This window comes from Oceaniferula marina, from assembly GCF_013391475.1.
Taxonomy (GTDB): domain Bacteria; phylum Verrucomicrobiota; class Verrucomicrobiia; order Verrucomicrobiales; family Akkermansiaceae; genus Oceaniferula; species Oceaniferula marina.
In genome coordinates, this window is the sequence record NZ_JACBAZ010000019.1 from 1 (window position 1) to 13,524 (window position 13,524).

17 protein-coding genes are annotated in these 13,524 nt (G+C 43.3%); all 17 read right to left on the reverse strand.

From position 1 onward, the window contains the following. Positions 1-222: 222 nt before the first annotated feature. Positions 223-378, reverse strand: a complete 156-nt coding sequence (locus HW115_RS18610; protein ID WP_178934952.1) for a hypothetical protein — start codon at positions 376-378, stop codon at positions 223-225. Positions 379-1,080: 702 nt separating this feature from the next. Beyond that, positions 1,081-1,521: a hypothetical protein gene (locus HW115_RS18615; protein ID WP_178934954.1), complete on the reverse strand. Its 441-nt coding sequence runs from the start codon at positions 1,519-1,521 to the stop codon at positions 1,081-1,083. Positions 1,522-1,621: 100 nt separating this feature from the next. After that, positions 1,622-1,999: a hypothetical protein gene (locus tag HW115_RS18620; RefSeq protein WP_178934956.1), complete on the reverse strand. Its 378-nt coding sequence runs from the start codon at positions 1,997-1,999 to the stop codon at positions 1,622-1,624. 201 nt (positions 2,000-2,200) lie between these two features. Beyond that, positions 2,201-2,752 carry a hypothetical protein gene (locus HW115_RS18625; protein ID WP_178934958.1) on the reverse strand — a complete coding sequence of 184 codons (552 nt, stop codon included), beginning with the start codon at positions 2,750-2,752 and terminating at the stop codon, positions 2,201-2,203. A gap of 2,006 nt (positions 2,753-4,758) precedes the next feature. Next, the gene (locus HW115_RS18630; RefSeq protein ID WP_178934960.1) at positions 4,759-5,019 is read right to left on the reverse strand and encodes a hypothetical protein; all 261 of its coding nucleotides are present in this window, start codon (positions 5,017-5,019) and stop codon (positions 4,759-4,761) included. 699 nt (positions 5,020-5,718) lie between these two features. After that, positions 5,719-6,048 (reverse strand): hypothetical protein, encoded by a 330-nt coding sequence (locus tag HW115_RS18635; protein ID WP_178934962.1) that lies wholly within the window; start codon positions 6,046-6,048, stop codon positions 5,719-5,721. Between the two features lie 136 nt (positions 6,049-6,184). After that, entirely contained in the window at positions 6,185-6,652 is a 468-nt protein-coding gene (locus HW115_RS18640; protein ID WP_178934964.1) for a hypothetical protein, read from the reverse strand. 128 nt (positions 6,653-6,780) lie between these two features. Continuing rightward, positions 6,781-7,254 (reverse strand): hypothetical protein, encoded by a 474-nt coding sequence (locus HW115_RS18645; RefSeq protein WP_178934966.1) that lies wholly within the window; start codon positions 7,252-7,254, stop codon positions 6,781-6,783. Between the two features lie 124 nt (positions 7,255-7,378). After that, positions 7,379-7,669 carry an acyl carrier protein gene (gene acpP / locus HW115_RS18650; RefSeq protein WP_343219718.1) on the reverse strand — a complete coding sequence of 97 codons (291 nt, stop codon included), beginning with the start codon at positions 7,667-7,669 and terminating at the stop codon, positions 7,379-7,381. 219 nt (positions 7,670-7,888) lie between these two features. After that, the gene (locus HW115_RS18655) at positions 7,889-8,278 is read right to left on the reverse strand and encodes a DMP19 family protein (RefSeq protein ID WP_178934970.1); all 390 of its coding nucleotides are present in this window, start codon (positions 8,276-8,278) and stop codon (positions 7,889-7,891) included. Positions 8,279-8,432: 154 nt separating this feature from the next. After that, positions 8,433-8,960, reverse strand: coding sequence for a hypothetical protein (locus tag HW115_RS18660; protein WP_227021670.1), 528 nt, complete (start codon positions 8,958-8,960; stop codon positions 8,433-8,435). A gap of 144 nt (positions 8,961-9,104) precedes the next feature. After that, on the reverse strand, positions 9,105-9,593 hold the full coding sequence (locus tag HW115_RS18665; RefSeq protein WP_178934974.1) for a hypothetical protein: 489 nt from the start codon (positions 9,591-9,593) through the stop codon (positions 9,105-9,107). A 459-nt stretch (positions 9,594-10,052) separates the two neighbouring features. Continuing rightward, positions 10,053-10,463: a hypothetical protein gene (locus HW115_RS18670; protein ID WP_178934976.1), complete on the reverse strand. Its 411-nt coding sequence runs from the start codon at positions 10,461-10,463 to the stop codon at positions 10,053-10,055. A 167-nt stretch (positions 10,464-10,630) separates the two neighbouring features. Then, the gene (locus HW115_RS18675; protein ID WP_178934978.1) at positions 10,631-10,933 is read right to left on the reverse strand and encodes a hypothetical protein; all 303 of its coding nucleotides are present in this window, start codon (positions 10,931-10,933) and stop codon (positions 10,631-10,633) included. A gap of 101 nt (positions 10,934-11,034) precedes the next feature. Beyond that, entirely contained in the window at positions 11,035-11,520 is a 486-nt protein-coding gene (locus HW115_RS18680; RefSeq protein ID WP_178934980.1) for a hypothetical protein, read from the reverse strand. 548 nt (positions 11,521-12,068) lie between these two features. Then, a complete protein-coding gene (locus tag HW115_RS20220) occupies positions 12,069-12,383 on the reverse strand; it encodes an HNH endonuclease (protein WP_343219717.1) in 315 nt (104 codons plus the stop codon). Positions 12,384-12,505: 122 nt separating this feature from the next. Further along, a complete protein-coding gene (locus tag HW115_RS18685; RefSeq protein ID WP_178934983.1) occupies positions 12,506-12,919 on the reverse strand; it encodes a hypothetical protein in 414 nt (137 codons plus the stop codon). Positions 12,920-13,524 lie beyond the last annotated feature (605 nt).

The window sequence follows — 13,524 nt, forward strand, 5'->3', positions numbered from 1 at the left end:
CCTCCGGGTTGGGACGGTGATCTGATATTTCGACACTCGTGAGTGACGGAAGTAGGCTCACCGTTCTTACATCCAAAGATCAAACCAACTATTAAGGTGATCAAAGCTATTTGTATTTTCATTTTTTATCGAACGTAAAGTTCACCCGTGGCGATGAAAGCTCGGATAAACGGTTAATGTTTCAATTCTGATTAATGGTCGAAAAACCTGGCACTTCAGCTACTAGCCATCGGGTGCAACGACTTGTTGGGCTTGTTGTTTTTTAGCTAGCAGCAACAGTGGCGAAAAAATAGCAGCAAAGTAAAGCGGATAACACAGCATCAACATAGGGAAATCACTGACAGCGGGTGTCAAGTATTCTGATTCCGCCCAATTCATGACTATTGCTATCAGTGGATAAGAAATGAAGGCCGCTATAACTATGGCCATCTTTGGTAGAACTGCGACCAATATATGTAGAGAGATCATGCAGTATAACGAACAACCTGTAACAGCGATTAAGTAGTGACGCGACTTCATAGCGAATAGTTACTTTTTTTGCCCAACGTAAAGTTCACCCATCCATGAGTGGGAGGAAACTATACTTTTTGATAAATGGTTTAAACCAAGCAAAAACTTGGCTGCGCAGCTACTCATGGATTGGTGTGCAACGTCTTGTTAGGCTGTTAATTTATAGCATCAGAATCTCTAATATATCATGCTTCCGTCCAGATCACCTCACAGGCCCACAACAACCCAAGCACGATAAGAATTACGCCGACAACCTGGTGGAATAGATAAACCCGATCACGCCAGAGAATCTGAGATCGTGCAACTAAGAGCTTGTAAATGATGAAATCGCTGCGGAGCGTTGCGCTTGCCGCGAAAAACAAGCCTATAAGTGCCATCAAGATGCCAAATAGAATGTGCATGGTGTCTATATGTTGAAGTTGTGATATTTAAGTTGCCTAACGTAAAGCACACCGGCCGTGATGAACCAGATGCATAAGTTTATAAGTTTCAATCGTGTAGAACAGCCGAAAAACCTGGCCAGTAAGCTGCTAACGGTCGGGTGCTGCGACTTGTTCTGCCTTTTTTTTATTAGCGAACGAATTCGATAGCTGCCCAGATTCCTCCGCAAACCATTAAGCCCATAAGAGGAAAAAGTATGTTTGAAGGAGTCTTCTGAGCCAGTGAATAGGCTGTAAAACCATCGTAAACTTGATGTAACCCTCCCCGCAAATTCCCGATAATTATTACAAGCATAGGCAGTAGAGCCATTAACCCCATCGTCAGCCCAAAGCCTCTCCAATCGCGAGAATCTAAGAAACCGCTATAATACAGCATGAGGCCTGAAACTAGACCAATACCAGCTCCAATATTAGCGACTCGAATTACAATCTTTTGATCCTTTGCTAGTTTTTTTTGTTTTGCACGATGAGCCGCATGAGGAAGTTGTTTCGCAAACCTCACAGCAAGATAGCCTGCAATCGTCGCGCCGACTAACCCGGAAATGACTGGCCTAATAGTATCGAAGTCCATTTTTTGCAGAACGTAAAGTTCACCGGCCGCGATGTAAGCGTCGATAAATAGTTAAAGTTTCAATCTTGTAGAACCGCCGAAATACCTGGCCTGGCAGCTACTAGCGGTCGGGTGCAACGACTTGTTGGGCTTGTTGTTTTATATGCTTGTAGCCTCTGAGAGACGCTATAATCCACGGAATCGCAAAGAATAAGCCAAACATAAATACAGCAATTATAGGGGCAATAGGCGCCCCCTCTCCATTAGGCCCTTCAAAGTCTGACAACGACTCAGCGGCGGCGAACATGTTCATGCAACTCACAAGTATTATAATTGATAAACCCGCAAAAACTAGAGATGTGATGAAGGCTAGTCGATCTCCTGACCTCACGCTTAGTGGCAAAAATGGAGGCACGCCAAGAACAAGTAATACAAGACAAGCATAGATATTGAAACCGCTCACCAGATTCCCCACCGCAAACAAGATGGTGATGATCATGGCTAAGAGATAACTATTGCGAAAACTCATATTTTTTTGCCCAACGTAAAGTTCACCGGCCGCGATGAAAGCGCGATAAACGATTAAAGTTTTAATTCTAAAATACAGCCAGAAAAATCTGACACGTCAGCTACTAGCGGTCGGGTGCAACGACTTGTTCTGCTGATTTTTATATTCAGTCGGTTTTTACTGTAAAATCACTTACATGTTCTTCAACATGCTTTTTAATGCGTAATTATCTATTGTTAAAATTATGCCCCTTTCACTAATTTTAAGTTTTGCATCAGGGTTCGCATAAACACCTTCTCCTTCTTTTGAGACCACAGTGGTTATGGTGGACATAGGGTCCCAAGTTACAACTATTGTATGTATATCCATCCATTCATCACCATATGCTTGTTCAAAATTAAACTCGTGAATGAATTTTTCATTGCGCCCAATATTGAACGAGGATGTACTATTATGACCAAGCCGTGAGGGCATATTACTTTTGATCCATGACGGCAACAGATTAACTAACTTCCCCTCAATATCTTTAGCCTCAAAAGAGAAACCTCGACTTTTATTTGGCACCTTAAATTGCAGTTCTGATTTGGTTTTATTTATAATCTCCAGTTTAATCATAGGCCGAATTCCATTTTTAGCTTCAACAGTACCTACAGCTAGAACAACACCATCCTTAGTTTCAAATTTTAAACTTTGTGATAGTAAATTTGTAACGCTGAACAAAAATATAACAATTATTGATTTCATGAATTTATATATAACCAGAAAGCTGATATTTTTTTGCAGAACGTAAAGCACACCGGCCGCGATGTGCCAGATGCGCAAAGATTAAAGTTTCAATTATGAAAAACAGGCGAAAAACCTGGCCGGTCAGCTACTAGCGGTCGGGTGCTGCGACTTGTTCTGCCGATTAGTTCCCCCCGCTTTTCTGGTTACTTTCAAGTGCGACTCGGAACCATCCTTTCTTGCTCTCAATTTATGAAGCGTGACACCCGAATTCGTGTGCCTTGCGGGGAAAACCAATGATGTCACTGAGTGAACAAACTTATGGAACGTGACACCCGAATTCGTGTGCCTTGCAAGGAAAGCCGATGATTTCACTGAGTAATCAAACTTATGGTTTCACCCTTCAAGCCGATTCGGAATTATCAACCTTTCTGGAAGTGCTTAGTTTTTTTTGCAGAACGTAAAGCACACCGGCAGCGATGTACCAGTTGCGCAAAGATTATAAGTTTCAATTCTGTAAACCAGCCGAAAAACCTGGCCAGTCAACTACTAGCTGTCGGGTGCTGCGACTTGTTCTGCCGATTAGTTCCCCGCGCTTTTCTGGTCCCTTTCAAGAGCGACTCGGAATCAACCTTTCTTGCCCTCAATTTACGAAACGTGACACCCGAATTCGTGTGCCTTACAAGGAAAGCCGATGATGTCACTGAGTGAACAAACTTATGGAACGTGACACCCGAATTCGTGTGCCTTGCAAGGAAAGCCGATGATTTCACTGAGTAATCAAACTTATGGTTTCACCCTTCAAGCCGATTCGGAATTATCAACCTTTCTGGAAGTTCTTAGTTTTTTTTGCAGAACGTAAAGCACACCGGCAGCGATGTACCAGTTGCGCAAAGTTTATAAGTTTCAATCTCTATTCCAAAGTCGCTAAATCCTGGCCCGACAGCTACTAGCTGTCGGGTGCTGCGACTTGTTAGCTTAATTTTTTGTTCTTTTTAAGATACACCTTTGTCACTGACCACAAAACCCAAACACTGAGCAAGCCACATAAAAAGCTAAACAGCGTTACTAGTATTAGACCACCCATAATTTCGCCATCTTCATGGAACGTCATCCCTCCTTCCGTCAACATTCTGAAGGAAGTAAAACAGGCAAACCGCAAGAAATGATAAGCAGCGGGTCCAAATAACATCCATATCCCCCAGAATATGATGGGCTTTGTCTTAGAATTTCTGATAGGTGGATAAGCCGAACTTCTTGCAGTCCCCATCTCCCACGGTGCAGTGGAGGCAAAATCGCCCAATGGGCTATTGCACTCAGAGCAACGAGGAGTTTCAGGTGCATTGATTTGACAGCAATGTTCACAAATCGGGCTACTTATGTCGGACTCATCATGCATGAGTTTTTTATAGCTAACGTAAAGCACACCGGCAGCGATCAGGCGCCGATATGCGAATTAAAGATACAATGACGTAAAGAGGTTACCAGTCGCAAACTCGACAGCTACTAGCTGTCGGGTGCTGCGACTTGTTCGGTCAATTATATCCAAATGGCTATGAGCGCTATAATTGAGGATAAAACTCCAATTACTGAGATTGCTAACGCCGAAATATTGGCCGCTTTTGATTTTTCTGGAACTGCTGAGTCAAATAGGCCCCGAGGCATCCACATTCGATCACCATAATAAGCACTTAATCCTCCTAAGAACAGACCTCCTCCGACTGTAAATGCTAGTCCACAATAGAAACATTCCCACATTCCATTCCCTGCAGAATACCTGGTAGCACGTAAACTTATAGAACCAAATGCCAGTCCCCCTAGAAACGCCCCAAAACAAAACTGCAAAAACCAACTGAACCAAGAATACTTATACATAACCGGAAACCAATTGGTTTGAGATTATTTTTACCGAACGTAAAGTTCACCGGCGGCGATGTAACCGCAGATGAAATGATTAAAGTTTCAATTCTTAAGGACAGTAGCGAAATCTGGCCCGGCAGCTACTAGCCGTCGGGTGCAACGTCTTGTTATGCCAGTTTTTTATTAGCAATGGTTTGAAGTAATTGTGCTGTTTTCTCAGAGTCGACCATACTTCGGATCTCACGAAATGTGATCTCCTTGAACTCTTTGGAAACATCAACCGACAATACCATGTGTAATCTCATGAATATTCTGTCGAGCCACCTCCAATCATCATCAGTAATATCACCACATCCGCCAGATCGGCTGAAGCCGTCAATATCACCATCAAACTTATGATACACCCTAATTTTGTCTTCTGTGATCATAACGAATACATGCAATACCTTTGACTCAAACAGGACAAGTGGCAGTGATAGATATTATTTTTTGCATAACGTAAAGCACACCGGCAGCGATGTACCAGTTGCGCAAAGTTTATAAGTTTCAATCGCCATTCCAAAGTCGCCAAATCCTGGCCCGACAGCTACTAGCTGTCGGGTGCTGCGACTTGTTCGACCAGATTTTCTCCGCGCTGCCAATCCATTCTAGTGGCATTAAACAGGACAACCTTAACTTAACATGCTTAAAATGAGCAGACTACAAACCTAAAACGGCCAATACTTGAGACTTGAAACGCTGCCGCCACTGGTCAATTCACTCAGAATGAATGAAAACCACGCCATCTCGTCATCTGCTAGACGGCATGAAAACCGAAATTTTTGGATCAAACCATTATAAAATCACTAAACTTTACTACCAGTTCAGGGGAAAACCATCGTTAATTCAGGCACAAAAAAGCGCCACTGGAAGAATGACGCTCAAAATACGATATAAAAAAGCCTTGAGCCGCCAGATCTAGCCTTTGATGGATCTAAAAGATTCAATTTTTTGTCGAACGTAGAGTTCACCCGTGGCGATGAAAGCTCGGATAAACGGTTAAAGTTTCAATTCTGATTAATGGTCGAAAAACTTGGCAGATCAGCTACTAGCCATCGGGTGCAACGTCTTGTTGGGCTTGTTATTTCTTAAGATGCTCGTGTATCACTCCCAGCTAAACTGAAGACTTTACGAAAGAAGCAAATTAGTCTCCAAATACCAGATAATCCATATCCCAATAGAAAGAAATTCGTTACGATTAATGCGCCATCAAGAATAGGATGCCATCCTCCTCCCATAACGCCAAGACTCCCCAATAACCCCAGTGGCAAAGCTAATCCAACAACTACTACTTCGAGAGCATCAGATAGCCAACGCACAGCACCTTCACCAATATTTATTAGGCACATAAAGCAAACCGACCAGACAACGGTAATGCCTATCGTCAAACGACCTCCTAATGTGATTATGCTTTTCACTGCATTCTTTTGCCCAACGTAAAGCACACCGGCCGCGATGTGCCAGATGCGCAAAGATTAAAGTTTCAATTATGAAAAACAGGCGAAAAACCTGGCCGGTCAGCTACTAGCGGTCGGGTGCTGCGACTTGTTCTGCTTATTTGTTTTCTGCATCATCCCTGTCGGAGTCATCAGAAATAGACGAATGGGTATCTTTCAACTGTTTGAATAGCTTAGCGTCTAAAAAATCGGTAAAATCAAAGCGTAATGCTACAGCCTCGATTAGTTCAGTAGCAGAGCCAGCCTTCGATCTCTCAAGAACAACAACTGCATACGGTGTATCCTTAGTAGGCCTCCACAAGGTAACTCTTAACGGAAATCCCTGAGGAATGGTCATCGTCTTCAGCCCTTTGTTATCGAGGAGGAAATGAGCCTCATGCTTCTTATTATCACTAGATACCGCTGAAATCCTAACTAATCGTAAATCTGATTCACCATAAATACCCACTACACTCAGTTTAACTGTAGAGCGTGACGATGCTATTTCTTTAGCTTGTGCAGGTAATTGTTGAACAAACAAAAAGGCACAAATTACGATAAGCGGCTGAATAAATGGTAAATTCATTTTTTTGCAGAACGTAAAGCACACCGGCAGCGATGTACCAGATGTGACAAAGTTTAAAGTTTCAATCTCTATTCCAAAGAAGCGAAATCCTGGCCCGACAGCTACTAGCTGTCGGGTGCTGCGACTTGTTAGCCCGATTTTTTATGGCAGTGCAGATTAATCAAGCCCTTGTCATCTTGAAAAACAAATACGGAATGTCTAAAAAAATCACCTCGGATTATAAAATCAAAGGTGTTGTAGTTTTCGTATCCCTTGAGTTGGCTTCGGCCTAGATTCATGAGAGCAACATTCAAAACAATATCGTATGCATCCTTGCTCTTAGGGGCGCGCACCCTAAGCGTAACATTACGCTTAGATGCCCATTCAGAAGGAATCAATAGTGATCCAGCAACTAAATCTTGGGCTTTAAGATCTGAAGGAGCATATTTCGTAAGGATGAGCACCTTTGCGTCTGTCGTCTCCAAACGGGCAATCTTAGGTGTTATATGATGATCCGTGATATGCACAACCCTTACCTTGCCCCCTGATTTGTTTTTGTCAGCGTAGGCGCCAGGACAGGCCAAAATGCTAAATATGGTGATTAGCTTTAAAAGGTTATTCATATTATTATTGGCTAACGTAAAGCTCACTGGCGGAGAGTGAGGGGAAACTTTACTTTGTTGTTAATGGTTCAAACCACCAGAAAATCTGGCTACGCAGCTACTCTCCGTCGGGTGCAGCGACTTGTTATGCCGATTTTGATTTCTTAGTTTTACGCTCAACATAGCGGATCAAATCACCAACCGTAACTAGCTTCTCAGCATCTGCATCTGCAATGGATATGTTAAAATCCTCCTCAATCCACATAATCAACTCAACAGCGTCGAGCGAATCAGCCCCTAAGTCTCCAATTATTGCATGATCTGGCTTAATTTGATCCTGCTTCAGAGAAAGCAACTCTGATATAATCTTCGTGATTTTCTGAGAAGTCTTTGAATCGTATGAAACAGATTCTTTCGGAGTATCTCGTTCCTTCACAGAATTGTTCTTCGAGTCACAAGAAGATATAAAAGAGCTTAGGGCTATAATTCCGAGTATAGGTAATGTGGGTTTCATATTTTTTGCATAACGTAAAGTTCACCCGCAGCGATGAAAGCGTCGATAAACGGTTAAAGTTTCAATTCTATTAACCCGTTACAAAACTTGGCCAGTCAGCTACTAGCTGTCGGGTGCAACGACTTGTTCTGCTTGTTTTACTTAGCTAGTCAGTCGCTCCAGATCATGCCAAAGCACCTCATAGAGATCAAATATCTGAGAATCATACTTATCTAAATCGCCATTAGGATCAGTGAGATTAATCCATCCCTCCCAAGTCCCCTTATACTCTTCAGGACCGCGGCTGACAAGACGATGAACACCTTCAACTGCTTTAGACAATGCCAGATGATTGAGATCAGCTGTAATCGATGCCAGCTCGGAGAGATCATTCCACGCTGGGGACAAGTTATAAAGAAGTCCCGAGATTCCGCCATTTTCGTAGTAGCTAAGGAAACGATAAAGGTGGAAAACTCTCTTTGACTCATCATCAAGTGAGGATCGACCAGATTTGATTTCGCGATCTAGTATTTTTTCACAAGTATCGATCATACGGAGCTTATTTTTTGCAGAACGTAAAGCTCACCGGCGGAGAGTGAGGGGAAACTTTACTTTGTTATTAATGGTTCAAACCACCAGAAAAATCTGGCTACGCAGCTACTCTCCGTCGGGTGCAGCGACTTGTTAGACTGAATTAATTCTAGTCTCAATCACATGAAAAAGGGTCATCAGCCACCTCTACATCGGCTGCTTCATACTTGATTGATTCATCTGGTTTTCTGTTGATGGCTGTCAGAAGGTTTTCTAGTTCAGATATGGTAGCCTTATCAAGAGCGGTAGTCTTTATTTTTTTAATCGCCTTGATGAGAGCTGTCTTAAGCGGAAGATTCTCTCCAAGAGTGTTACTCCAAGGAATGCCATTATCATCTTTATTGCTTACCCGGAGCCTTATATCGGATGGGTAGCGAGCTGACCAAAATGGAACAAAGACAGTAAGCAGCCGCGAATTAGATAAATCAAAAATCATACCTGTGCTACCTCCATCACCATAAACACCAGAACTATTGTATTTAATCTTGAGTTCACCTTTAGCTATCTTGTCCAGAGCTGAAAGGGCGGCTTCATTCATTGATGCCTTGCCCTTCATATAGCTAGCTACTTGAGGGCGCTTTGCTTGAGAATTGGGCGCAATAAAGAGCGTTATGGACCAAAATGTGAGGAGACGTATAATCATATATTTTTTGTCTAACGTAAAGCACACCGGCAGCGATCAGGCGTCGATATGCGAATTAAAGATACGATGACGTAAAAAGGTTACCTGTCGCAAACTCGACAGCTACTAGCTGTCGGGTGCTGCGACTTGTTCGGCACTATTGTGTTAACGCCAAAGCGGCTTCCACGAAGCAGTCAAGACCAATGGCTCACCAACTGTGTATCGCTGCCCCTTAGTCCACGCTCTAGTTCGAAAATAGATCTCGTACTTAGCTGCCGCGCCGAAGCCTTGATACGTAAATCCAGCCTCATCTTCTTTCCACTTAATCGGCTCAGTCAGAAATCGAGAATAGTGGGAACGCCTAAAGCCCAATTTACCAAAATTGTACGACTCAACCTTACTAACATCAGATATGGAATAACTATCACCATTCTTATACGCCACAAGACACAACGTTGCTTCACGGCCTCTAAAACATGCGACCACAGCTGATTTCTCGGCATTCCAGACAGCTGTCGAAATACCATTCTTGATGTTCTCCGCTGTGATTTTTTTGACAGCAGCATGTGTCTTCAACGCAGTCAATCCTTCATCATTGGAATACACATAAAAACTGCTGAATAGCATTAAGGCGATGTTGGGGAGTGTCTTCATATTATTATTGCCGAACGTAAAGCACACCGGCAGCGATCAGGCGTCGGCATACGAATTAAAGATACAATGTCGTAAAAAGGTTACCTGTCGCAAACTCGACAGCTACTAGCTGTCGGGTGCTGCGACTTGTTCTGCCGATTAGTTCCCCCCACTTTTCTGGTTCCTTTCAAGAGCGAATCGTAATCAAGCTTTCTTGCTCACAATTTATGAAACGTGACACCCGAATTCGTGTGCCTCGCGGGGAAAACCAATGATTCCACTGAGTGAACTAGCTTATGGTTTCATCCTTCGAGCCGATTCGGAATAATCAACCTTTCTGGAAGTGCTGCGTATTTTTTGCAGAACGTAAAGCACACCGGCGGCGATGTAACCGCTGATGCAATCGTTAAAGTCTCAATTCTATTGAACAGTCGTCAAATCCTGGCCCGGTAGCTACTAGCCGTCGGGTGCTGCGACTTGTTAGGCTCGTATTATTGCATCTATGTTCGACTCTGAGAGAAACACAGCGAGGAGAACCGATCTCATCTCGAGCGGGCGACCAACGCTCTGATCATAATCATCCATAAGCCCGAAATAGCACAACCTTTCATTAACCGTCATTCCACCAACGTAACGCTTAAACGAATTACGGAAGCTGTCCCATGCAGAGTAAACTTGATCAAAAGCAGATTGGTCATTCATCCAAGGGTCACACAATAACTTCTCAAATGAGGATATCTGATAGCGCATAGATCCAAATTCATCTAGAGACTTTTGTATACACTTCAAAGCCTCGATCTGCTTGTCTAAGCGTGACTGATCATTTGGATCGTCCGAAAGGCGGCGGCAACTTCTGAAAACTTGCAATACCTCTTTGATTTGGGATTTCATGGATTTTTTTGCCTAACGTAAAGCTCACCGGCGGATAGTGGCGGGATACTCTACTGTGTTTGAATGGTTTAAGTCACCAGAAAATCTGGCTGCGCAGCTACTATCCGTCGGGTGCAGCGACTTGTTGGGCTTGTTGTTCTTAATTCAAATCAAAGAGGTTGATTAAATCAAGGCATCTTAAAAACCTCATGCATTAACCACGCGATACTTCCAACAAACACACACAATAATGGAATGCCAACCAGCGAAATAATCAAAGATGTCATTAACGCTTCGACTCCTGTGATGGGAACTCCATCAGATTCAAGTGCTGGAATGCCAGCAAAGGCAAGAACTCCTAATAATAGAAAAACCAAGGCCAGAGGAATTCCACCAACAATCAACAGATCAAATACATAACTACGCCAGCATCTTCCACGAGAAACTACGCGACGGCATGCGCGTGTGTATGCTTGAAATAGCTGGTTCATTTTTTTGCCCAACGTAAAGTTCACCCGTGGCGATGAAAGCCCAGATAAACGGTTAAAGTTTCAATTTTGGTTAATGGTCGAAAAACTTGGCAGGTTAGCTACTAGCCATCGGGTGCAACGACTTGTTCTGCTCGTTTGTAATTCACGGAGTATTCGCCCTTACCACTGATAAGGTAGCGAAGTTCGAGGTGTTCACCAGCCCGCCGACACTGAAGGAAATTCCCGTTAAATTCAATGCTCCATGCTCCGCTAGGCGTAATAGATGGATCTGTAAGCGCCCACGATGAATTGGCTACGTCGATGAATCGATACGGCGTTCGCTGAGGAAAGTGGGATGCAGTGCAAGTCCCGTCATCACGAATTGTGATCCGACTCATTGGTGTGTCGTCAACACTACCAGCTTGTCTCAGAAACCCTGATGGAAACTCCGAACACTCCCACACACCAACGATCTCAATAAGAGATGGCTTATCAGTCACAGGTTTACTTCCGCAACCCGTGAAGAGTGCGCAGACTGCGATACTTGCGAGCAGCTTCATTTTTTGCAGAACGTAAAGCACACCGGCAGCGATGTACCAGATGCGCAAGATTTATAAGTTTCAATCGCCATTCCCAAGTCGCTAAATCCTGGCCCGACAGCTACTAGCTGTCGGGTGCTGCGACTTGTTCGGCTTGTATATTTTTCAAGGCAAACTCGACTCAAAGCTTCCTCGCTTTGTGTAGAGACGATATTCAAAACTTTGATTAGAGGCCCATTCACGAAGACCTTCTAGAAGATCTAAATATTCATCATCATCGATTTCAAGACTGTATGGCCAAATTCCAACTGCGCTACACCGAGCGAGGTCTTCACATTGAATCGAGTATACCTTACCGCTTTTTGATACCGTTAACTCGTGACAATACATATGCACGTTCTTAGTAAACGTGATAAACCAACCATTTCGCGTATGAGTTCTATTTGTGGACATATTTTTTGCCGAACGTAAAGTTCACCGGCGGCGATGTAACCGATGATGAAATGGTTAAAGTTTCAATTCTCTCAAACAGTAGCAAAAACTTGGCCAGTCAGCTACTAGCCGTCGGGTGCAACGACTTGTTATGCTAGTTGTTTTATTGGCAGGATTTGCTCATATTACAACCCTTTGTCTATTGCTTGCTTAATGACGTCAGCTACTGATTCGGGTGAAATGTCTCGTTCTTTACAGTATCTAGTTTGAAGCCAAACCGAAAGCTGCTTCTGCCCCTTACTAGCATTACAACCGCAACAACAGAGAGCTATATTTTCACGGGTTATTATCTTGGCGTCATTAATGATATGCTCCCAACTTGCAGCAGACTTTCTAGAGATTTTTACAGGGGTAAACTCGCAACCGCAATATACGCAAACCTTGTCTCTATCTCGGACTTCGTCTTCAAGCCATTTAGGGATGTTCCAATTATTCGCCATGTGTTGATTTGTGCGTGCTAATTTTTTGCATAACGTAAAGCACACCGGCAGCGATGTACCAGATGCACCAATTTATAAGTTTCAATTCTGTAAACCAGCCGAAAAACTTGGCCTGTCAGCTACTAGCTGTCGGGTGCTGCGACTTGTTCGGCTTGATTTGTAATATTCAGCAACCACGACCAACAGGAGCAGAATGCAACGATTAACACGAGATCTATGAGGAAAGAGGCATTCTGAAATGCAATAAAACACAGCACCAGTACCGGAAGTGATAAGGCAACAAATGATATGAAATAGACCCATCTTGGTAGAATCAAAGTAGATATAATGACACCAATAATCATACCAAAATAGACAGGCATAAACTCACCTCTTAGTTTATCCCATGAAGTGTTAAACGCTATTGCAAACAGGAAAAACGCCGCAAGTATCGATGTGCAAATTGCCAAGACAGCAGCAAAAACATATGAAACAACTTTGTATCGGGATGCCTTCATAATTTTTTGCCGAACGTAAAGCACACCGGCAGCGATCATGCGCCGATATGCGAATTATAGATACAATGTCGTAAAAAGGTTACCTGTCGCAAACTCGACAGCTACTAGCTGTCGGGTGCTGCGACTTGTTCGACCAGATTTTCTCCGCGCTGCCAATCCATTCTAGTGGCATTAAACAGGACAACCTTAACTTAACATGCTTAAAATGAGCAGACTACAAACCTAAAACGGCCAATNTATAGGGATTTGTAGAGTTCATTTTTTACCGAACGTAAAGCACACCGGCAGCGATCATGCGCCGATATGCGAATTATAGATACAATGTCGTAAAAAGGTTACCTGTCGCAAACTCGACAGCTACTAGCTGTCGGGTGCTGCGACTTGTTCGACCAGATTTTCTCCGCGCCGCCAATCCATTCTAGTGGCAATATACAGGATCACCCGAACTTAACGTGCTTACAATGAACATCCTACAAACCATAAACGGCGAATGCTTGGGGCTTAAGACGCTGCCGCCACTGGTCAATTCACTCAGAATGAATGAAAACCACGCCATCTCGTCATCTGCTAGACGGCATGAAAACCGAAATTCTTGGATCAAACCATTATAAAATCACTAAACTTTACTACCAGTTCAGGGGAAA

Excerpts from the sequence above, each read along its gene's own strand:
- HW115_RS18610 (WP_178934952.1), bottom strand. The coding sequence starts at position 378 with ATGAATTGGGCGGAATCAGAATACTTGACACCCGCTGTCAGTGATTTC.
- HW115_RS18615 (WP_178934954.1), bottom strand. The coding sequence starts at position 1,521 with ATGGACTTCGATACTATTAGGCCAGTCATTTCCGGGTTAGTCGGCGCG.
- HW115_RS18620 (WP_178934956.1), bottom strand. The coding sequence starts at position 1,999 with ATGATCATCACCATCTTGTTTGCGGTGGGGAATCTGGTGAGCGGTTTC.
- HW115_RS18625 (WP_178934958.1), bottom strand. The coding sequence starts at position 2,752 with ATGAAATCAATAATTGTTATATTTTTGTTCAGCGTTACAAATTTACTA.
- HW115_RS18630 (WP_178934960.1), bottom strand. The coding sequence starts at position 5,019 with ATGATCACAGAAGACAAAATTAGGGTGTATCATAAGTTTGATGGTGAT.
- HW115_RS18640 (WP_178934964.1), bottom strand. The coding sequence starts at position 6,652 with ATGAATTTACCATTTATTCAGCCGCTTATCGTAATTTGTGCCTTTTTG.
- HW115_RS18645 (WP_178934966.1), bottom strand. The coding sequence starts at position 7,254 with ATGAATAACCTTTTAAAGCTAATCACCATATTTAGCATTTTGGCCTGT.
- HW115_RS18655 (WP_178934970.1), bottom strand. The coding sequence starts at position 8,278 with ATGATCGATACTTGTGAAAAAATACTAGATCGCGAAATCAAATCTGGT.
- HW115_RS18660 (WP_227021670.1), bottom strand. The coding sequence starts at position 8,960 with ATGATTATACGTCTCCTCACATTTTGGTCCATAACGCTCTTTATTGCG.
- HW115_RS18665 (WP_178934974.1), bottom strand. The coding sequence starts at position 9,593 with ATGAAGACACTCCCCAACATCGCCTTAATGCTATTCAGCAGTTTTTAT.
- HW115_RS18670 (WP_178934976.1), bottom strand. The coding sequence starts at position 10,463 with ATGAAATCCCAAATCAAAGAGGTATTGCAAGTTTTCAGAAGTTGCCGC.
- HW115_RS18675 (WP_178934978.1), bottom strand. The coding sequence starts at position 10,933 with ATGAACCAGCTATTTCAAGCATACACACGCGCATGCCGTCGCGTAGTT.
- HW115_RS20220 (WP_343219717.1), bottom strand. The coding sequence starts at position 12,383 with ATGGCGAATAATTGGAACATCCCTAAATGGCTTGAAGACGAAGTCCGA.
- HW115_RS18685 (WP_178934983.1), bottom strand. The coding sequence starts at position 12,919 with ATGATCGCTGCCGGTGTGCTTTACGTTCGGCAAAAAATTATGAAGGCA.